15 protein-coding genes are annotated in these 21,205 nt (G+C 64.0%); 8 read left to right on the plus strand and 7 right to left on the minus strand.

Features of this window, described 5'->3' with window-relative positions; all coding sequences use genetic code 11:
* Positions 1-17 precede the first annotated feature (17 nt).
* From ahcY to PC358_RS19325, 5 genes are all read left to right on the plus strand, one after another.
* Positions 18-1,427 carry an adenosylhomocysteinase gene (ahcY, locus tag PC358_RS19305; protein WP_033701894.1) on the plus strand — a complete coding sequence of 470 codons (1,410 nt, stop codon included), beginning with the start codon at positions 18-20 and terminating at the stop codon, positions 1,425-1,427.
* Positions 1,428-1,595: 168 nt separating this feature from the next.
* On the plus strand, positions 1,596-2,441 hold the full coding sequence (metF, locus tag PC358_RS19310) for a methylenetetrahydrofolate reductase [NAD(P)H] (protein WP_033701896.1): 846 nt from the start codon (positions 1,596-1,598) through the stop codon (positions 2,439-2,441).
* Positions 2,442-2,534: 93 nt separating this feature from the next.
* On the plus strand, positions 2,535-3,611 hold the full coding sequence (locus PC358_RS19315; RefSeq protein ID WP_033701897.1) for a hypothetical protein: 1,077 nt from the start codon (positions 2,535-2,537) through the stop codon (positions 3,609-3,611).
* 51 nt (positions 3,612-3,662) lie between these two features.
* Positions 3,663-4,451 (plus strand): substrate-binding periplasmic protein, encoded by a 789-nt coding sequence (locus PC358_RS19320; RefSeq protein WP_033701898.1) that lies wholly within the window; start codon positions 3,663-3,665, stop codon positions 4,449-4,451.
* Between the two features lie 218 nt (positions 4,452-4,669).
* Positions 4,670-6,565, plus strand: a complete 1,896-nt coding sequence (locus PC358_RS19325) for an RNA helicase RhlE2 (RefSeq protein ID WP_033701899.1) — start codon at positions 4,670-4,672, stop codon at positions 6,563-6,565.
* Positions 6,566-6,683: 118 nt separating this feature from the next.
* On the opposite strand, the gene PC358_RS19330 is transcribed toward PC358_RS19325, so the two are convergent.
* From PC358_RS19330 to PC358_RS19340, 3 genes are all read right to left on the minus strand, one after another.
* Complete coding sequence (locus tag PC358_RS19330; protein ID WP_033701900.1) at positions 6,684-7,259, minus strand: YceI family protein; 576 nt, start codon at positions 7,257-7,259, stop codon at positions 6,684-6,686.
* A gap of 31 nt (positions 7,260-7,290) precedes the next feature.
* Positions 7,291-7,842 (minus strand): cytochrome b, encoded by a 552-nt coding sequence (locus PC358_RS19335; RefSeq protein ID WP_033701901.1) that lies wholly within the window; start codon positions 7,840-7,842, stop codon positions 7,291-7,293.
* A 191-nt stretch (positions 7,843-8,033) separates the two neighbouring features.
* Positions 8,034-9,905 (minus strand): flavin monoamine oxidase family protein, encoded by a 1,872-nt coding sequence (locus PC358_RS19340; protein ID WP_033701902.1) that lies wholly within the window; start codon positions 9,903-9,905, stop codon positions 8,034-8,036.
* Positions 9,906-10,115: 210 nt separating this feature from the next.
* Here PC358_RS19340 and PC358_RS19345 point away from each other — a divergent pair, with 210 nt between their 5' ends.
* From PC358_RS19345 to PC358_RS19355, 3 genes are all read left to right on the plus strand, one after another.
* Complete coding sequence (locus tag PC358_RS19345; protein WP_033701903.1) at positions 10,116-10,607, plus strand: hypothetical protein; 492 nt, start codon at positions 10,116-10,118, stop codon at positions 10,605-10,607.
* Positions 10,608-10,686: 79 nt separating this feature from the next.
* A complete protein-coding gene (locus PC358_RS19350) occupies positions 10,687-12,093 on the plus strand; it encodes an adenosylmethionine--8-amino-7-oxononanoate transaminase (protein ID WP_033701904.1) in 1,407 nt (468 codons plus the stop codon).
* A gap of 170 nt (positions 12,094-12,263) precedes the next feature.
* The gene (locus tag PC358_RS19355; protein ID WP_033701905.1) at positions 12,264-12,983 is read left to right on the plus strand and encodes a 16S rRNA (uracil(1498)-N(3))-methyltransferase; all 720 of its coding nucleotides are present in this window, start codon (positions 12,264-12,266) and stop codon (positions 12,981-12,983) included.
* 8 nt (positions 12,984-12,991) lie between these two features.
* Here the strand turns inward: PC358_RS19355 and trhA are convergent, their stop codons facing one another.
* The 4 genes from trhA to PC358_RS19375 all read right to left on the minus strand — a co-directional run bounded on the left by trhA (position 12,992) and on the right by PC358_RS19375 (position 21,200).
* A complete protein-coding gene (gene trhA / locus PC358_RS19360) occupies positions 12,992-13,609 on the minus strand; it encodes a PAQR family membrane homeostasis protein TrhA (protein ID WP_033701906.1) in 618 nt (205 codons plus the stop codon).
* Positions 13,610-13,756: 147 nt separating this feature from the next.
* Positions 13,757-14,230, minus strand: coding sequence for a chemotaxis protein CheW (locus tag PC358_RS19365; RefSeq protein ID WP_033701907.1), 474 nt, complete (start codon positions 14,228-14,230; stop codon positions 13,757-13,759).
* Entirely contained in the window at positions 14,223-19,166 is a 4,944-nt protein-coding gene (locus PC358_RS19370) for a hybrid sensor histidine kinase/response regulator (RefSeq protein ID WP_033701908.1), read from the minus strand. The genes PC358_RS19365 and PC358_RS19370 overlap by 8 nt, the downstream gene beginning before the upstream one ends.
* Positions 19,167-19,175: 9 nt before the next feature.
* Positions 19,176-21,200: a methyl-accepting chemotaxis protein gene (locus tag PC358_RS19375; protein WP_156310511.1), complete on the minus strand. Its 2,025-nt coding sequence runs from the start codon at positions 21,198-21,200 to the stop codon at positions 19,176-19,178.
* Between the last annotated feature and the right edge of the window lie 5 nt (positions 21,201-21,205).

The following is a 21,205-nucleotide window of genomic DNA, read 5'->3' on the forward strand; positions in this document are numbered from 1 at the left end:
TACGAATGGAGGCTCTCATGAGCGCTGTAAACACGCCTGCTGGTTTTACCGATTTCAAAGTCGCTGACATCTCCCTGGCCGCCTGGGGCCGTCGCGAAACCATCATCGCCGAATCGGAAATGCCTGCACTGATGGGCCTGCGCCGTAAGTATCTCGCCGAGCAACCGCTCAAGGGCGCGAAGATCCTGGGCTGCATCCACATGACCATTCAGACCGCCGTGCTGATCGAAACCCTGGTTGCCCTGGGTGCCGAGGTGCGCTGGTCGTCCTGCAACATCTTCTCCACCCAGGACCAGGCCGCTGCCTCCATCGCCGCCGCCGGTATCCCTGTGTTCGCCTGGAAAGGTGAAACCGAGGAAGAGTACGAGTGGTGCCTGGAGCAGACCATCCTCAAGGATGGCCAGCCATGGGACGCCAACATGATCCTCGACGACGGCGGCGACCTGACCGAGCTGCTGCACAAGAAATACCCGGCCGTGCTGGACCGCGTCCACGGTGTGACAGAAGAAACCACCACCGGCGTGCACCGCCTGCTGGACATGCTGGCCAAGGGCGAGCTGAAAGTCCCGGCGATCAACGTCAACGACTCGGTCACCAAGAGCAAGAACGACAACAAGTACGGCTGCCGTCACAGCTTGAACGACGCCATCAAGCGCGGCACCGACCACCTGCTGTCGGGCAAGCAAGCCCTGGTGATCGGCTACGGTGACGTGGGCAAGGGCTCGGCCCAGTCCCTGCGTCAGGAAGGCATGATCGTCAAGGTCACCGAAGTCGACCCGATCTGCGCCATGCAGGCATGCATGGACGGCTTCGAGCTGGTCTCGCCGTTCATCGACGGCATCAACGATGGCAGCGAAGCCAGCATCGACAAGGCCCTGCTGGGCAAGATCGACCTGATCGTCACCACCACCGGTAACGTCAACGTCTGCGACGCCAACATGCTCAAGGCCCTGAAAAAGCGCGCCGTGGTGTGCAACATCGGCCACTTCGACAACGAGATCGACACCGCCTTCATGCGCAAGCACTGGGCCTGGGAAGAGGTCAAGCCGCAGGTACACAAGATTCACCGTACCGGCGCTGGCGATTTCGACCCGCAAAACGACGACTACCTGATCCTGCTGGCCGAAGGCCGCCTGGTGAACCTGGGTAACGCCACCGGTCACCCAAGCCGCATCATGGACGGTTCGTTCGCCAACCAGGTGCTGGCCCAGATCTTCCTGTTCGAGCAGAAGTACGCCGACCTGTCGGCCGAGAAGAAAGCCGAGCGCCTGACCGTTGAAGTGCTGCCCAAGAAACTCGACGAAGAAGTGGCCCTGGAAATGGTCCGCGGCTTCGGCGGCGTCGTCACCAAACTGACCGCGCAGCAAGCCGAATACATCGGTGTGACTGTCGAAGGCCCGTTCAAGCCGCACGCCTACCGCTACTGATAAGCGGCAAGCTTGAAGCTGCAAGCGGCAAGAAAAGGCGCCCCGTGCCGCTGTCGCTTGTGGTTCATGCACTAACGATCTTGAACGATGCCAAGCCAGATCGGCCATCACCGATCTGGCTTTTACTTGCAGCTTGCCGCTAGCAGCTTGCTGCTTGAGGAAAGAGTGATGTCACAAGAACGCCGCTACAGCTTCGAATTCTTCCCGACCAAGACCGATGCCGGTCACGAAAAGCTGATGGGCGTTGCCCGCCAGCTGGCCACCTACAACCCGGACTTCTTCTCCTGCACCTACGGTGCCGGCGGCTCTACTCGCGACCGCACGCTGAACACCGTGCTGCAGCTGGAAAGTGAAGTGAAGGTACCTGCAGCGCCGCACCTGTCGTGCGTTGGCGATAGCAAAGAAGAGCTGCGCAGCCTGCTGGCCGAATATAAGGCAGCGGGCATCAAGCGTATCGTCGCCCTGCGCGGCGACCTGCCCTCGGGCATGGGCATGGCCAGCGGCGAGCTGCGCTATGCCAGCGACCTGGTCGAGTTCATCCGCCAGGAAACCGGTGATCACTTCCACCTGGAAGTGGCCGCCTACCCCGAGATGCACCCGCAGGCGCGTAACTTCGAGATCGACCTTGCCAACTTCGTGCACAAGGTCAAAGCCGGTGCCGACAGCGCCATCACCCAGTATTTCTTCAACGCCGACAGCTATTTCTACTTTGTCGAGCGTGCGCAGAAACTGGGCGTCGAGATCCCGGTGGTGCCCGGCATCATGCCGATCACCAACTACAGCAAGCTGGCACGCTTCTCCGACGCCTGTGGCGCCGAGATCCCGCGCTGGATCCGCAAGCAACTGGAAGCCTATGCCGACGACACCGCCAGTATCCAGGCATTCGGCGAAGAAGTGATCACCCGCATGTGCGAACAGCTGCTGCAAGGCGGCGCACCGGGCCTGCACTTCTATACGTTGAACCAGGCCGAAGCGAGCCTCGCGATCTGGAACAACCTGAAGCTGCCTCGCTGAAACTTCTTGGCAATATCTGCTTAAGAAATGATTAAGGCTTTGGTCATAGACTAAGGCCTTATTTATTTTCGGGTTAAACAGGTCTTGCCTGACATGCAGCATCCCCAGCCATCGCGCCCTCAGCTCGTCTACCTGGCTTTCGGCCCGGCCACCTACCATCAGGAAGCCTGCTTCAGCATCGTCAGTGCCCTTGCCCACCTGGGCCGGTCGGCAGACGAGGCCCTGGACATCCAGGTCTACACCGACAACCCAGCGCCGTATGCCAAGCTGCCAGTCACGGTGCATCTGCTCGACGAAGCCACGCGCACAGCGTGGAATGCGCCCCACGGTTATCACTTTCGCAGCAAGCACGTGCTGCTCCGCCAGGTACTCGAGCAGCACCCACTGGCCATACTGATCGATACCGACACCTTCTTCCGGCAATCGCCGATGCGCCTGTTCGAGCGCGTCAAGCCCGGCCAACTGCTGTGCAACGCCATCGGTGGCCGCTACGGCGCCAACCAGAAGTGCCTGCTGTACAAGAACCTGCTGGCCGTTCTCCAGAGCCGAGGCCTGGCCGATTGCCAGATGCCGCTGATCAACTCTGGCGTGATCGGGCTCAGCGCCGAAGACGCGCCGACCCTGGACCACTCCATCGCCATGATGGACGAGTTCTACCCACTGGCCCGCGAGGCTTACACCCTGGAGGAGTTCTGCCTGGCGGTGGCGGCCTACCGCAGGCTGAAGGTGGCCGAATGCACCGACGTCATTCACCACTACTGGAGCCGCAAAGCCCAGTTTCGCGCCAAGATCCAGGCCTGGCTACGCAAGCACGGCGATGCGCCGCTTTGCGAGGCGGCGCTGGCCGATGTCGCACGGGTCAACGATCAACTGCCACGGCCGCCAACCCTGCACCGTTTGGGCTACAAGGCACTGAGCCTGACCCTGCCCCGAAACGAGCGGCAGTTTGCCCGCGAATTGCTTTACGGCAGCTACCCCTACCCCAATGAATTCGACCGCGCCTGTGCATCGGCCTGGTGGGACAAAGCCTTGGAAAACTTCAATGCGCGCCACGGCCGCATCGAGCCCGAGCAGTTGCGCCAGTGTCTGCGCCACCCGGGCTTGCGCCTGTCGCTGGGGGCGCGGCGCAAGGATATCGAAGCGCACCTGTTAAGCTCGGCGCAGGCCTGAACAGCCTCCTCTTACTGGCCTTGAGCAGGCCGAGCGCGTAATCTGCGGCCCATGTCCGCCATCATCCGCCTCTTCTGGATCCTGCTGCTCGCCTGCCTGAGCCCGTTGGCCCTGGCCGAACGCTTGCGCCTGGTGTCCGACGACTGGGCGCCATATGTCTACCAGCAGAAAGGCCAGCCCCGAGGTATCGATTACGAGGTCACCACCCAGGTCTTCAAGCGCTTGGGTGTAGAGGTGGAATGGCAATTTCTGCCCTGGAAGCGCTGCCTGGCGATGATCGAGCAAGGGCTGGCGGACGGTATTGTCGATATCTTTCAGATCGACGCGCGCAGGCCTTTTCTGATCTACCCGTCGGAGCCCATGTCGGATGTCGAGTTCGTGCTGTTTCAGGCCCGCAGCCGTCGGCACGCAGTGACCGGCCTGAATGACCTCGCTGGCCTCAGCGTAGGCACATCGCCCGGCTATATCTACGGCGCGGCCTTCAACGACTCGCCCCGTTTCCGACGCGAAGCAGCCCCCACCCATGAAGCCAACTTCGGCAAGTTGATGCTTGGCCGTATCGATCTGCTGATTACCGACCGCAGGGTTGGCCGCTACCTGATGCGTCAACTGGGCCTGGAACAGCAGGTCGAAGAACTGCCGCTGCTGATCAGCCGACAGACGCAGTACCTGGGGCTGACCCGTAAACCTGGGCGCGAAGCATTGGCCCAGGCGTTCGCTGAAGAATTGCAGCGCTTCAAGCAAGAACCCGCCTATGCCGCCATCAACAACCGTTACACAGGCGACATCGGAAACATTCTCAACGCCGTTGAGCAGCAGGAAAGCAGCACGCCGCGATAGCTCTGTTATACTCGGGCCTTCCCGCCAGGCTTACGCCCGGACGCTCGGCCTAGCAACAGGCATCCCGATCGGCATCGACGCCCTACCGCGTCAGCCCTCCGCTTCCTGGATGTGCAGTGAAAGCCAAGCTGGACCGGACGCGATCGCATCTCACCGATGCCCGTCGCGCCAGGCAGAACATCCCAACGGGCCCAGCCCACACGAGAACAGGATCGCCCATGTCCTTTGCTTCCCTCGGTCTCTCCGAGGCTCTTGTCCGCGCTATCGAGGCTGCGGGCTATACCCAGCCGACTCCGGTGCAACAGCGGGCTGTTCCCGCCGTGTTGCAAGGCCGCGATCTGATGGTCGCCGCACAGACAGGTACTGGTAAAACCGGCGGTTTTGCCTTGCCGATCCTCGAGCGCCTGTTCCCCGGTGGCCACCCCGACAAGTCGCAGCGCCATGGCCCACGCCAGCCCCGCGTATTGGTCCTGACCCCGACCCGCGAACTGGCGGCCCAGGTGCATGACAGCTTCAAGGTCTATGCTCGTGACCTGCCACTGGTCAGCGCCTGCATCTTCGGCGGTGTCGGCATGAACCCGCAGATCCAGGCCATCGCCAAAGGTGTCGACGTCCTGGTGGCGTGCCCTGGTCGCCTGCTCGACCTGGCCGGTCAAGGCAAGGTTGACCTGTCCCATGTAGAAATTTTGGTCCTCGATGAAGCCGACCGCATGCTCGACATGGGCTTCATCCACGACGTCAAGAAGGTCCTCGCCCGACTGCCGACCAAGCGCCAGAACCTGCTGTTCTCGGCCACCTTCTCCAAAGACATCACCGACCTGGCCGACAAGCTCCTGCACAACCCGGAGCGCATCGAAGTCACGCCGCCCAACACCACGGTCGAACGCATCGAGCAGCGTATCTACCGCCTGCCCGCCAGCCACAAGCGTGCACTGCTGGCACACCTGATCACCCTGGGTGCCTGGGAACAGGTATTGGTGTTCACCCGTACCAAGCACGGCGCCAACCGCCTGGCCGAGTACCTGGAAAAGCACGGCCTGACCGCCGCCGCCATCCACGGCAACAAGAGCCAGAACGCTCGCACCAAAGCCCTGGCCGACTTCAAGGCCAATGCCGTACGGGTGCTGGTTGCCACCGACATCGCCGCCCGCGGCCTGGACATTGATCAGTTGCCCCACGTGGTCAACTTCGAGCTGCCCAATGTCGAAGAAGATTACGTGCACCGTATCGGCCGTACTGGCCGTGCAGGCCGTTCGGGTGAGGCTATTTCCCTGGTCTCGCCAGACGAAGAGAAGCTGCTCAAGAGCATCGAGCGGGTCACCAAGCAGAAGATTGCCGATGGCGACCTGATGGGCTTTGATGCAAGCCAGGTGGAAGCCGAGAAGCCTGAAGTACGCGAACGCCCGCAGAACACCGGCCGTGGCGGTCGCAACCAGCCACGCGGCGAAGGCGGCAAAGACGCCAACGGTGGCCGCAAGGACAAAGGCAAGGATAAAGGCAAGGCCAAGCAGCCCGCTGCCGACAAGCCTGCCGAGAAGGAAAGGTCCGGCGACAAGCCGCAGCAGCGCAAGCCGCGTGACAACAAGCCACGCCAGCAGCAAGCCAGCCAGAACAGCACACCCAAAGCGCCATCTGACCGTGCGCCGGATGAGTTCCTGGATGACGAAGTCGACAACTTCGGCAACCGCGCCGACTACGTCAGCCCGTACCAGGGCAAGAACCAGGGGCGTAACCGTCGTCCTGGTGGTGGTGGTGGCGCTGGTACTGGCGCAGGCCAAAGCCAAGGTGCTGCCCAGCGCAGCAACGGTGGTGGCGGTGGCCAAGCTCGCAATGGCGCCCAGCCACGCAGCACCAGCGGCGAGAAGCGCCCGCCGCGCAACAACAACGGTGGCGGTGCACGCCGTGATGGCGGTGGCGGTGGCCGCGGTCGCCCGGCTCGCGATGATGCTGCCCGTCAGGAACCTGCAGTACGCAGCTCGCGTGAGCCGCAGAACCAGCCGGTGATCATCCGCAAGGAATCCAAGCTCGACCGTTACCCGACGCCTGAGCAACTGGACGATCTGCCAAGCCGCCCACGTGGCGAGCGCCCGGCGCTGCTGACTCGCAACCGCTGATCGTAAAAAGCTGGGGCCGCTGCGCGGCCCTTTCACGGCAAAAGGCCGCTCTGTGTAGGAGCGGCCTCGTGTCGCGAAAGGGCCGCACAGCGGCCCCAGCTTTTTCAGCTACAACACATTACTTCTGCTTCACGCCTTCAAGGCTGATATCCAGGTCCACGGTCTGCGAAGTCGCGCCTGGCCCCTTGATGCCAAAGTCATTCAGGTTCAGCGTCGTGGTGGCGTTGAAGCCAGCACGCTCGCCACCCCATGGGTCCTTGCCTTCACCGTTGAAGGTGGCTTTGAAGGTGACCGGCTTGGTCACGCCGTGCAGGGTCAGGTCACCGGTCACGTCAGCGGTCTTGTCACCGGTCGATTTGACGGCAGTGGAAACAAACTTGGCGTCTGCAAACTTGCCCACATCGAGGAAGTCTTTGCTGGCGATGTGCTTGTCACGCTCGGCGTGGTTGGACCACAGGCTGGCAGTCTTCACGTCGACGCTGATCTTGCTCGCTTCAGGCTTGGCGCTGTCCCAAGTGAAGTTGCCGTCGAAGTCCTTGAAAGTACCGTGGATGAAGCTGTAGCCCAGGTGGCTGATCTTCCAGTCGACGAACGCGTGCTGGCCTTCCTTGTCGATCTTGTACTCGGCGGCCATGGCGCCAGCGGAGAACAGTGCAGTACCGAGCGCCAGAGCGGCAAAAGTCTTTTTCAACATCCTTTCTATTCCTTGCAATTGAGGTTGAGAGTCAAGCTTTGCGGCCCAGCATACGGGTCAGGGTCGCGTCACGGTCGATGAAATGGTGTTTCAATGCGGCCAGGCCATGAAGCACGGCAAAAATCACCAGGCCCCAGGCCAGCCAAAGATGAATCACACCAGCCAGGTCCGCCTGATCGGGCAGGTCGCTGACCAGTGCCGGTACTTCGAACAGACCGAATACCGGAATACCGACGCCGTCGGCGGTGGAGATCAGGTAACCGGCGATCATCACCGCGAACAGCCCCACGTACAGTGCCAGATGGCCCAGTTTGGCGGCCACGCGGGTGAGTGCCCCGTGGTTGGCCGGCGCCGGCGGTGGCGGGCTGATGAAACGCCAGATCAGACGCAGCAGCATCACACCCAGCAGCATCAGGCCGATGCTTTTGTGCAAGTCCGGGCCAGCTTTGCGCCAAGGGTCGTAGTAGTCCAGACCGACCATCCACAGCCCCAGGCCGAATAGGCCGAAGACTGCCAGCGCTACACCCCAGTGCAGGATGATGCTGACCACGCCGTAGCGAGAAGGTGAATTGCGCAGTTGCATGTTGGCGTGTTTCCCCGTGAAAGCTGTGCACAGACTAACGCGTAACGTATCGAATAAAAGCGGAAAAAATTGCTTCGGATTATCGAGAAATCCGATATGTATTGTGTAAGCTTCCCATTAAGGAAACATTAACGATAGTTGGATTAACGCGGGCCGCCAGTGCCGGCCCTTGAGCCGGCACTGGGAGGAGGTCAGCCTGCCTTGGCCTGGGTATCGGCCACTGGCTTCTTGGCCGGCGCCGATTTTGCCGTGGCCTTTTTAGCCTCGACAGGCTTGTGCGCCTGTTTTGCCGCCGGCTTGTGTGCTGGCGCATGCTTGGCAGGGGTTACCTTGGTTGCGGCGGGCTTGGCGGCAGCAGGCTTGGCCGCCTCTTGCTTGGCCTCAACTGCCGGTGCAACGGGGGTTGGCGCAGCAGGCGCCGGTGCCACTTCGTCGGCCTTGGCAAGCGGCTCGGCTTTCACCTCGGGCTTGTCAGCCCCGCCAAACAGGCGCGAGAAGAACCCTGGCTTGTCCTGCTTGGCCTCATCTTTCAGCGGCTCGGCCTTGGCGGGGGCTTTTTCAGACTTGTCGGTCTTGCCGGACCCGCCACCGAACATGTTCGAGAAGAACCCGCCCTTGTCCTTGGCCGCAGCAGCACCTGCTGCGGCTGCGGCCGCAACCGGCACAGCCTTGGCGGGGTCGAATGACTTGCCGGCCAACAGGTCCTGTGCCTGGCTGGCCGCACGTTGGCCGCTGCGCAGAGCGCCTTCCAGGGTGCCAGGGTAGAGGGCGTCGGTATGCTCGCCGGCAAAGGTGATGCGCTGCACCGGGCGCTCCCACAGGCGCCAGTACTTGCTGATCTGCCCCGGGCCATAGGCCAGGTAGGCGCCGCCCATACCGGCGTCGGTGCTGTAGCGCTTGACCTCGTAGCCGGTGAACGAGCCCCGGGCCTGTGGATAAAACGCGTGCAGGCGGATCAGCACCTGGTCGACCATCTGCTTGTCACCGAACGCCTGCAACAGGCGGGCGTTGTCGCCGGACAGGTTGATCACCACGTTGGCGCCGCCTTTGAGTGCCGGTTCGATCCACAGCATGCCCAGGCCGGCGTTGCTGAAGATTTCGCCAGACATGCGCGCCCGGCTTTCCCACACCGGCTTCTTGAACTTGAGCATCAGCTGGTCGCGCCAGCCATAGTTGGTGCCCTTGATCGCCGCCAGGTGCTGGTTGTCCAGGCCCGGGGTCATCTGGATCTTGGCCAGGGCGCGCAGGGGCACAGCCATGACCAGGTAATCGGCCTGGTAGCCCACGCTGCCCACCTTGACCGTGACGCCGTCCTTGTCCTGGACGATGGCGGTGACCGGCGAGCTGGTCTTGATAGTCTTCAGCTGTTTGACAAAAGCCTGAGCCAGTACCGGGCTGCCACCGGGCAGGCGCGCGGCGCGCAGGTCACGGTCACTGACACCCCGATACACGCGATTCTGCTGGGCGAAGTACAGCAGCGACAGGCGTGACGGCTCATCGTAGCGGCTACGGATCTGCTGGTTGACCAGCTGACGCGCGGTGGCTGGCAGTTGCAGCTTGTCGAGCCAGGTGGAAACGTTGATCTGGTCGAGCGCGAACAATGTGCTGGTCGCCTGGGGGTTCAGCGGGTCGTCGATCGACCGGGCCAGGTCATCGAGGGTTTTCTCATAGCGCTTGAGCGCCTCGGCGGTGGCGGGCTGCTTGGTGGCCAGGTCGGTGGCACTGAAGTATTCACCGTCGATCAGGTAACCCGGCGTGCGCACGAACTCCGGCGCAGGCAGTGTTTCAAGCTTGAAACGGTCGAGGTACTGGTTGAGCACCGGCTGCGCCTTGGCATTGCCGATCCACTCGCTGGTCGCCAGGCCCGAGCGGCCGCCCATGCCCGACTTGGCTTCCAGCAGCGTCACCTGCCAGCCCTTGCTCTGCAGCTCGTAGGCTGCGGTAAGGCCCGCCAGGCCGCCACCCACGACGATGGCCGTGGGCGTTTTGTCCTTCGCCAGCGCGGCGCCGCTGGACACACCGATCAATACCAACGCGCACAGGCGCACCCAAGCAGCAGCCATGTTGGCGAACTCCGAGTCAGACGTTTCAGAAAAAAAGGGAGGCAGAAATGCCCCGAGACAGATGCGTTAAGAATACGTCAGGTCTGCCAACCCTGCCACCACAGCGACATCAAGTCCTTTTGGCAACTGACATTTTTGTCAGTAGCCAGCTCGCACCACGGCAGGTAATGCTGACGCGAATGGCCAAGCGCCCGCCAGGAGGGCCTGCAGATGATCTTCGAGGAGTGTTTCACTCACGTCGCACGGCAATTTCTCTGGCACAAACAAACCTTGTGCACGGCATCTGGCCTCAGTATTCGCGCCAACAGCACATCCTGGACGGGCTTTCACGAAGCGTACAGGGGCGACGATGGCACGGAACTGGTAATTGGCGAAAACAGCGATGTGGATATCACCTTCGCCCAAGAGGTCGAATGCTTGCGACTGGAGTACTACGTGGTCAGCGACTTCCTTTGTGACGACCTGCACATGCTGTTCGATGCCGAAGGCCACGATTACGACCTGGCTGCTCCCGCGCCACGCAACTTCTACTGGATCACGATCGAAGGCAGCGGTTTTACTGACCTGATGCCCGGCCCCATCTCCACACAACCCTATCACCAGGTCATCGACGGGCCTTTCCGGCGTCTGACCATTTCCACCTCGCAGGCCGGCACCGTACATATTCGCAAGCTCGAATGGACCGGCACCCAGCGTCATTGATGAGCAGCGGTTGTCCTGCCCGGCAGCTTTGCTTAGGCTTACGCGGTCCAAGCCAGCAGTGCAGCCAGGAGAAGTACCCATGGGCCTCAACGATCAGTGGATGCAACGTGACCTTAAGGTCCTGTGGCACCCCTGCACCCAGATGAAAGACCACGAGCAGTTGCCGCTGATCCCGATCAAGCGCGGTGAAGGCGTGTGGCTGGAAGACTTCGAAGGCAAACGCTACCTGGACGCCGTGAGCAGTTGGTGGGTCAACGTGTTTGGCCATGCCAACCCGCGCATCAACCAGCGCATCAAGGACCAGGTCGACCAGCTGGAACACGTGATCCTGGCCGGCTTCAGCCACCAGCCGGTAATCGAGCTGTCCGAACGCCTGGTCGCCATGACCCCGGCGGGGCTGGACCGGGTGTTCTACGCCGACAACGGCTCGTCCTGCATCGAAGTCGCGCTGAAGATGAGCTTCCATTACTGGCAGAACATCGGCAAACCCGAGAAGAAACGCTTTGTCACCCTCACCAACAGCTACCACGGCGAAACCATTGCCGCGATGTCAGTGGGCGACGTGCCGCTGTTTACCGAAACCTACAAGGCGCTGCTGCTCGATACCATCAAGGTGCCCAGCCCGGATTGCTACCTGCGCCCCGACGGCATGAGCTGGGAAGAACACTCGCGCAACCTGTTCCAGGCCATGGAGCAGACCCTGGCCGAACACCACGCCAGCATCAGCGCGGTCATCATCGAGCCGCTGATCCAAGGCGCGGGCGGCATGCGCATGTACCACCCGATCTACCTCAAGCTGCTGCGCGAAGCCTGTGACCGCTACGGCGTGCACTTGATCCACGACGAAATCGCCGTGGGCTTTGGCCGCACCGGGACGATGTTCGCCTGCGAACAGGCGGGTATCCGTCCAGATTTCCTGTGCCTGTCCAAGGCACTGACCGGGGGTTACCTGCCGCTGGCGGCGTGCCTGACCACCGACACCGTGTACCAGGCCTTCTACGACGACTACCCGACGCTGCGCGCGTTCCTCCACTCGCACAGCTACACCGGCAACCCGCTGGCGTGCGCCGCCGCGCTGGCGACGCTGGATATTTTCGCGCAGGACAACGTGATCGAGGCCAACAAGCCCCTGGCCGCACGCATGGCCACGGCCACCGCGCACCTGGCCGATCACCCGCATGTGGCCGAGATCCGCCAGACCGGCATGGCCCTGGCCATCGAGATGGTCCAGGACAAAGCTGGCAAGGTCGCCTACCCCTGGCAGGAACGCCGTGGCTTGAAGGTCTTCGAGCACGCCCTGACCCGTGGCGCCTTGCTGCGCCCGCTGGGCAGCGTGGTGTACTTCCTGCCGCCGTACGTGATCACGCCCGAGCAGATCGACTTCCTTGCCGAGGTGGCCAGTGAAGGCATCGACATCGCCACGCGAGACAGCGTCAGCGTGGCGGTGCCGGCCAACTTCCACCCCGATTTCCGCGACCCGGGCTAACCCAACACCACGCATTCCCTGGTAGGAGCGGCCTTGCGTCGCGAAAGGGGCGCGCAGCGGCCCCGGCGATATTTGTTGCGCCACAGAACCTGGGGCCGCTGCGCGCCCCTTTCGCGACGCAAGGCCGCTCCTACAAGGGTCGATGACTTCTTCACTTCCTGAGCTTAACCATGAGACTGTCCCGCTTCTTCATCGACGCTCCCCTGAGCCTTGGCGAGCATGACTTGCCCGAGGCCCAGGCCCATTACATCGGCCGCGTGCTGCGCATGGCCCCGGGCGATGCCGTGCAACTGTTCGACGGCAGCGGCCAGGAGTTTCGCGGCCAATTGCTCGAAGTCGGCAAGAAAACCGTGCGCGTAGCACTGGACCAGACCCTTGCCGGCCAGGCCGAATCGCCGCTGCACATCCACCTCGGCCAGGGCTTGTCCCGTGGCGAACGGATGGATTGGGCGATCCAGAAAGCCACCGAACTGGGCGCCAATGAAATTACCCCGATCGTCAGCGAACGCTGTGAAGTCCGCCTGAAAGACGAACGCGCCGACAAACGCCTGGCCCACTGGCGCCAGGTGGCCATCAGTGCGTGCGAACAGTGCGGCCGGTCGAGCGTGCCGGTGATTCACTCGCCGGTGACACTGGCCGAATGGGTCAAGCACACCGAGGCCGACCTGAAACTGGTGCTGCACCCCGTGGCCGAACCGCTGACCAGCCACGCCACGCCGTCACGCCTGGCCTTCTTGATTGGCCCTGAAGGTGGCCTGAACGACGCCGAAGTCGACCAGGCCAAGGCCGCCGGCTTCCACGCCGCCCGCCTCGGCCCACGCGTGCTGCGCACCGAAACCGCGCCAGTGGTGGCGTTGTCGGTGGCACAGCAGTTGTGGGGCGACTTTTAACCCAGCGCCTAGCGCACGTAGAACGACACGGCAATGAAGTGCATCACACTGCCGGCGATCACGAACAGGTGCCAGATGCCGTGCCAGTGTCGAAAACGGCTGTCGAAGGCAAAGAAGATGATGCCCACCGTGTAGAACACGCCGCCGGCCGCCAGCCAGGCGAAGCCGGCGGTGCCGAGGCTGCGCAGTAGCGGGTCGACCGCCACCAGGACGATCCAGCCCATCACCGCATAGATTATGATGGACAGCACCCGCGCCTCGGAGCGGGGCTTGATCTCCTGCAGCATGCCGATTACCGCCAGCCCCCACACCACCCCGAACAGGCTCCAGCCCCAAGGCCCACGCAAGCTGACCAGGCAGAATGGCGTATAGCTGCCGGCGATCAGCAGGTAGATCGACAGGTGATCGAGCTTGCGCATGATCACCTTCGCCCGCCCGCGCGTGCTGTGGTAGAGGGTGGAGATGCTGTACAGCAGCAGCAGCGTGCCGCCGTAGATGGAGAAACTGACGATCTTCCAGGGGTCGCCCTGCAGGCCCGCGACGACGATCAGCCAGATGGCACCTATGCAGGCCAGGACGGCACCGACCAGGTGGGTCCAGGCGTTGAAGCGTTCACCGTAATACATGCAAACACAGACCTCCTTTGGCGGGCTGGGTTCCTGAGGTGTTCCGTTCGTCCCTCTTCGCGGGGCAAGCCGCTCCCTCAGGTTGGACAAAATGCTGTGCCTGTGGGCGCGGGCTTGCCCCGCGAAGAGGCCCGATCAAACGCCCTATTATCCAGGCTCAGGTTGCAATTGCGCGTCACGCACCAAGCGCTCCAGCGCCACCAGGTCCGGCACCCGCGCCACCTGCTCGCCCACCTGCACCGCTGCCAACTCCAGGCTGCCCAGCGCCACGTCCACGTAATTGAGCTGGCTGTCGAGCTTGCACGAACGCGGGATGTCCTGCAGCAGTACCGCCAGGTAACGCAGCCCGGTATCGCCCAGCGCATTGAGCACCACGATACGTGCCCGCTCACCACACGGGGTATCCCCCCCGCACGCCGCCTCGAAACCGATCAGCGGCAACCGTTGCTGGCGCCAGTCTATCCAGCCCAGGTGCCAGGCAGGCTCGCCACGCTGACACAGCAGGTTGCGCTGGGCGATCAGTTCGGCCACGGCAACATTGGGCAAGACCAAAGTCCGGTCGCCCAAGGGCAGCAACAGGCCGGTCAGGCTGCTGCGCTGGCTGGAGATAAGTTCAAGCATGGGCCTGGCTCCAATGGGCGATGCTCTGCAACAACACAGACTCTTGATAAGGCTTGCCCAGGTACTCGTTGACACCGATGGCCATGGCACGGTCGCGGTGCTTCTGCCCTGTGCGTGAGGTAATCATGATGATCGGCAAGCCCTTCAGGCGCTCGTCACGGCGGATGCGCGTGGCCACCTCGAAACCGTCCATGCGCGGCATCTCGATATCCAGCAGCAACACATCGGGGCGATGCTCTTCCAGCTGCGCCATGGCATCGACCCCGTCCTTGGCCGTCAGTACGTTCATGCCATGACGCTCCAGCAGCCGGCTGGTGACCTTGCGTACCGTCACCGAATCGTCCACCACCATCACCAGCAGTGCCCGTCGCGGCGCCGGGCCGAACAGCTGGCGCTGCGCGTCGCCACCACCCGGCAGGCGCGCCAGGCGCCTTTGCTGACCACGCAACTGGCCAAGCAGGTCGAGAATCAGCACCACCCGGCCGTCACCCAGCAAGGTCGCCCCAGACAACCCGGCAACCGCGGCGAATTGTGGGCCGAGGCTCTTCACCACGATCTCGCGGCTAGGCGACAGGCTGTCGGCCTGGATCGCGAACGACTGTTCCTGGGAATGCACCAGCAGCACTGGCAGCGGCACGCTCTGGCCAAGCAGGCTGGGCCGTGGCAACCCTTGCAGCAGCTCACCCAGGTAGCGCAACGCGTAGGTGTGGCCCGCGTAGACGTACTGCGGGGTATCCAGCTGGTAACAGGCCGCCAGCTCCGCCGGCGGCACGCGGACGATGCCCTCGATGGTATTGAGCGGGATCGCGTATTGGTCCTCGCCCAGGTGCACCATCAGCGCACGGTTGATCGACACGGTGAACGGCAGCCGGATCAAAAAGCGCGCGCCCTTGCCCTGGGCCGACTCGATGGTCATCGAGCCGCCCAACTGTTTGACCTCTTCGTGCACCACGTCCATGCCCAGGCCACGCCCGGAGATCTGGGTGATCTTCTCGGCGGTGGAGAAACCGGGGCGCAGAATGAACTGCAACACCTCGTGGTCGCTCAAGTGCGCCTGCGGGTCCAGCAGGCCACGCTTGATCGCCTTGCGCCGCACCGCCTCCAACGGCACGCCGGCGCCGTCGTCGGTCATCTCGATGACAATGTCGGCGCCTTCGTGCAACAGGTTCAGGTGAATCGTGCCGTGCTCCGGCTTACCCGCCGCCAGGCGCGCTTCGCGGCTTTCCAGGCCATGGTCTACAGCGTTGCGCAGCATGTGCTCCAGGGGCGCCACCATGCGTTCGAGCACGCTGCGGTCCAGCTCGCCCTCGGCATTGCCGACCACCAGCTCGACCTGCTTGCCCAGCTCACTGGCAACCTGGCGCACCACGCGCTGCAAGCGCGGCACCAAGCGTTCGAACGGCACCATCAGGGTGGCGGTCAGGCCTTCTTGCAACTGGCTGTTCACCCGCGCCTGCTGCTGCAACAGGCTATAGGCCTCCTGTGCCCGCTGGGCCAGGGTTTCCTTCAGGTCGAGCAGGTCGGACGCCGACTCGAACAAGGCCCGTGACAGCTGCTGCAACTGCGAGTGGCGGTCCATTTCCAGCGGGTCGAAGTCGTCGTAGGCGTCGCCCTCGAACGCCTGCCGGCTGGAGATTCGCCCCTGGGTCTCGACGTCCAGGCGCAGCAGCTGGTCGCGCATGCGCTCCAGGGTGGTTTCCATTTCGTTGAGGGTGAATTGGGCATCGTTGACCTGCTGCTCGATGCGGCCACGGATGACCGAATGCTCACCGGCCAGGTTGCCCAGGTCGTCGAGCAGTTCGGCATCGACCTTGACCATGTCACCCGCCACCCGCTCCGGTGCCGCCACGGGCGCCTCGAGGGCCGTAGCCTCCTGCGGCCCCTGGCCCGCGGCGCTGTCGGTCAGGGCCGCGCTGCTGAAGTTGCGGATGTAGTCGATCAGCGCCGTGGCCGCGTGCAGCGGCTGCCCCAGGCGCACGGCATCGAGCATGTGCGCCAGGCGGTCATGGCAATTCTGCAACAGGGCAAACAGGGGCGGGCTCGGCGGCAGGCGGCCGGCGGCGAGCAGTTCGTACAGAAATTCCAGTTCGTGGGCCAGGTCGCCGATGGCGGCGATCTCGACCATGCGCGCGCCCCCTTTGAGGGTGTGCAGGTCGCGCAGCAGGTTTTCCACCTCGACGCTGTTGCGCGGGTCAGCCTGCCAGCGCGCCAAGGCCGCCGCAGCGCTCTCGACGATGTCCGAGCTTTCTTCCAGGAAGACGTCCAGCAGCTCCTTGTCGCCTGGGCTGTCAGGCTCCTCGGCCGACACGTCGCCTGCAGCCGGCAGCAACGCAGGGCGCGACAGCCCCAAGCCAAGCTCCATGTCGGGGTGCAGCGGCGTGACCGAATCGATACCTACCAGGCCGGTGGCGTCCGGGGCCAGGGCCTGCGCCAACAGGCTGCGCAAGCTGTCGACCAGTGCTGGCCGGGACGAAATTTCTTGCCCTGCGGCCACTTCGTCGAGCATGTCGAGCAGGGCTTCGTGGCCCGATTGCGCGTGGGCGAAAAAGCGCGGGTCGGCGGCCAGGCTGCCCTCCTCCACGGCGCCATAGACATCGAGCAGGGCCTCGCAGACGTCGTCCATCTGCCACAGGTCGGCCAGGTGCGCCGCATGGCCAAGGCTGGTCAGCTCATCGAGCAGGGTATCCAGGGGCCCGCGTTGGCCCGGCTGCTCCTGCCAACGCGACAGCAACGACTCGGCGTCGAGCAGAATGTCCATGGCCTGGGCCAGGAAGCTGGCGGTCTGCTGCGGGTCGCGCTTGCTGCGCCGCGCATGCTGGGCATCTTCATGCAGGCTGGCCAGGCGCACATCCACCGCCTGGCCGACCTGTTCGATCAAATCGCCAGCGCCGGGGATGGCCGCCAGCGGCGTGCTGTCCAGTTGTGCCAGCCCCAAGTGGAACAGTGAACGCCCCGCTTCCAGCCATTCGAGCTCGGCCACTTGCAGGGGCAACTGGTGGCCCTTGTACTCGCGCGCCAGGCGGTCGAACGCGGTGGCCAGCTCGGCGACCGGCATCACCCCGGCCATCGCAGCACTGCCCTTGAGCGTATGCAGGGCACGCTGCAGGCTGTCGCTGACCGGCGTGTCCTGGCCTTCGGCGCCCTGCAAAAATGCCTCAAGGCTGTCCAGGTGGCCGTGCGCCTCGTTGCGGAAGATATCCAGCAATTGTGGGTCGAGGCCATCGATGTCGGCGGCGGGTGGCGCATCGTTTTCGGCCAGCGCGTGCAGATGCCCGGCCAGTTGCTCGATTTCGGTCAGTTGCGGCAACTGCCCGGCAGCAAAGTCGGACAACAGGTCCGGAAGGTGCACGAACGCCTGCTGCAAGGCCACCACCCCTTCCGGGGTAAGCACGATACGGCCTTCGAGCATGCGGTTGAGCAAGTGCTCCGCGCCCCAGGCCAGTTCCGCCACCGCCTCGGCATGCACCATTCGGCCGCTGCCCTTGAGCGTATGCAGCGCGCGGCGCACCTCCAGCAAGGCATCGCGCTGCTGGTTGTCGGCTCGCCAGCGCAACCAGTGGCGTTCGATTTCCGGCAGCAGCTCACCCGCTTCTTCCAGGAACACTTCGCGCAGCTCGTCATCGATGCCGTCGCCGTTGTCGTCCAGGCCGAGGCCCGTTTCGCTGACCAGGCACGTCACGCCCAGCGCCGCCAGGCTGACACGCGCCATGTCGATGAAGGGCTGGCCATCGGCCAGCGGGTCGGCCACCCGCCATTGCAGATAGCACTCGGCAGCGCTCAGGGCGTCGGCCAGGTGTGCCAGCTCATCGGCCGGTGGTTCGACGTCCAGGTGCTGCAACCAGCGCTGCACGTAGCTCGCGCACCCGGCAAAGACCTCGGCTGGCCCGGGCAGCATCAGCATCGCCAACGCCCCGCGCACCTGCTGCAGCAACCCCGGCAGCGGCTGCAGGCGTTGCCGCGGCCAATCGGACTCCAGGCAATCACCGATCAAGTCCTTGGCCTGCTGCAAGACCGCCAGCGACTCGCTCAGCACCAACTGGCGGATCTCGGCCAGGTCCGAGCCCGGCATGCCGCCCTGGCCGCTTTCTTCCAGCGGGCCGACCATGCCATTGAGCGTCGCCTCCACATACAACAGGGCACCCGCCACATCCATCAATACCGCGTCATCCACCGAGCCCTCGCCCGGTGCCAGGGCCTGCAGCGCCAGCACCTGGTCGATGATCACCCGCCGCGGCTGCTGGAAGCCCAGTACCGCCAGGGTGTCGGCGACATGGCGCAAGGGGGCGAGCAAGGCTTGCGATTGTTCACTGTGCGGCAGGCCGCCACGCACGAACTGGTCCAGGCGCTCCTTGATACGCATCAGGTCGTCGCACAGCGCGCTCACCACCGAGCGCAAGGCATCGCGACCGGGCCCGGCCTGCATCTGCTCCCGCCAGTTGCCCAGCGACAGGTCGAGGTTGGCCAAATCGTCGGAACCGGCAAAGCGCTGCGCCGTGCCGCTGATCAGGCTGGCCTGGGCCAGGGGCTCCACGCCACGGCAGGCGCGCAGTTGGTTGAGCAACGGCAGCATCACCAACGGCAGGTCGTGGCGGGCGCCGCGCAGCCGCTCCAGGTACGACGGCAGTTGCTCCAGGCCTCGGAACAATGCCCCCAGGCAGTCACCCCGAGGGCTGACTTGACCCTCGGCCAAGGCCCGGGCGAACAGCTCCAGCTCTTCGGCCAGGCGCGTCGCGCCGCGCAGTTCGAGCATGCGCAGGCAACCGTGCACCTGGTGCAGGTTGTCGACCACGAACGCCAGCATGGACAAGTCGCCCGGCTCGCCGGCAAAGCGCTCCAGGGCCTGTCGCGCCTGGCCCAGGCAGTCGAGGATGGCGGCCTTGGTCCAGGCCAGCGCTACCGTTTCGTGGCGCTCGGGGCTTACAGCAGCAGAAGCCATGGGCATTCCTCAGCGCGGCTCGGCGGGTGCCGGCAGGGTAAAACCAGAGACCGACCGGCGCATTTCGCTGGCCATGCGTGCCAGGTGGCGGATGCTGTCGGCCGTGGCGCCAGACCCTGCCGATGTCTGTGCGGTGATCTGCTGGATGACCGCCATGGTGTGGGAAATCTGCCCGGCAGAGGACGTCTGCAACTGGGCCGCGTCGGAAATACTGTGGATCAGTTCGGCCAGGGTCTGTGACACCCCTTCGATTTCCGCCAGCGCCACCCCGGCATCCTGGGCCAGGCGCGCGCCGCGTACCACTTCGGCGGTGGTCTGCTCCATGGAGATCACCGCCTCGTTGGTATCGGCCTGAATGGTCCGTACCAGCGCTTCGATCTGTCGCGTGGCCGACGACGACCGTTCGGCCAGCCGCTGCACCTCGTCGGCAACCACCGCAAACCCGCGCCCGGCTTCACCGGCCAGCGACGCCTGGATCGCCGCGTTGAGGGCGAGGATATTGGTCTGGTCGGCAATGTCGTCGATCAGGCTGACGATGTCGCCGATCTCCTGGGAAGATTCCCCCAGGCGCTTGATCCGTTTGGCGGTGTCCTGGATCTGCTCGCGAATGTTGTCCATACCGTTGATGGTGTTGTGCACCACCTCGTTGCCCTTGTTGGCAATCGCCACCGAGCGCTCGGCCACCTTGGCCGACTCGTACGCATGCGCCGAAACCCGGTCGATCGACTCGACCATGTCGCCCACCGCCTCGGACGCCTCGCTGATCTGCTCGGCCTGGTGTTCGGACGCCTTGGCCAGCTGGCGGGCGGTGTTCTGCGTGTCCTGCACGGCAGCGGCCACCTGTACGGCGCTGTGGTTGATGGTGGCGACCAGGTCGCGTAGCTGGTCGACCGAATAGTTGATCGAGTCGGCGATGGCGCCAGTGAAGTCCTCGGTAACCGACACGGTCACGGTCAGGTCGCCATCGGCCAGCTCTTCGATTTCGTCGAGCAGGCGCATGATCGCCTGCTGGTTGCGTTCGTTTTTTTCCGCCGTCTCGCGCAACTGCCGGTTGGTGGTGCGCACCATGACCAGGCCGATCAGGATGATCGAGGCCAGCGCCAACAGGCCCAGGGCGTAGCCACCGACGGTATCGAGGGTGCGCCCGCCGGCCAGGTTCTCGAAGCTGTTGGCCAAGTGCGAGGCCTCATCGAGCAGGGTCTGCGACAGGCTGAAGATGTTGCCCGCCGCTTCGCGCACGCGGAACAGCTCAGGCGATGTTTCGAGGATTTCGTCAACCGAGCCTGCGACGAACTGGAACAGCTCGGCGATTTCGGCCAGCCGCGCCCGCGCATCGGCGTCCTCGACGCGGGTCACCTGGATGGCCGGGTTGCCGCCGAGCATGCCCTCGAGCACCTGGCCAAAGCGCCCGGCATCGCGGCCGAAGGCGTCGGCGGCCTGGGCCGCGGTGTCATCACCGGCCAGCACGGTATTGACCGAGCCGAGGATGCGTTCGGCCAGCAGTAACTGACGCTGGGCCACCACCACCTGGTTGGCCGGGGCGCCGCTCTGCAGCAGGATCTCGACCACTTTTTCGTATTCGACCTGCAATTGCGGCACGGTCTCGGCAAGGGTCGCGGCCACCTGGTGCAGGGACAACACCGTCTGCTCACTGGCCAGAATGGTATCGGTGTTCTTGCGCAGGTTCTCCCAGTCCTGGCGCACCGCCTCCATCTCATCGCGCACCGTGACTGGCGCCGCCGGCAGGCCGGTGGACTTGTCGCCTTCACGCAGGTAGCTCCAGCGCCGTTCGAAATCGTTGCGTGCATCCGACAGCAGCTTGAACGCCAAGGCCTTGCCGGCCGCCGCCTCGGTGGCGTTCTTGGCAATGCGCTGGGACAACACGCGAAGCTCGCCGGCATGGCCGATGTACTGCTTGTCGTAGTTGGACTGGGTGCTCAGGTAGGCAAAATTGGCGAACAGCAGGATGATCGACAGGATCAGGATCAGAAACAGCACGGTGATCTGCGCGATGCTGCGCGTGCGCGGAGCCATGGGCG

Source organism: Pseudomonas capeferrum (genome assembly GCF_000731675.1).
In the GTDB taxonomy this organism is placed as follows: Bacteria; Pseudomonadota; Gammaproteobacteria; order Pseudomonadales; family Pseudomonadaceae; genus Aquipseudomonas; species Aquipseudomonas capeferrum.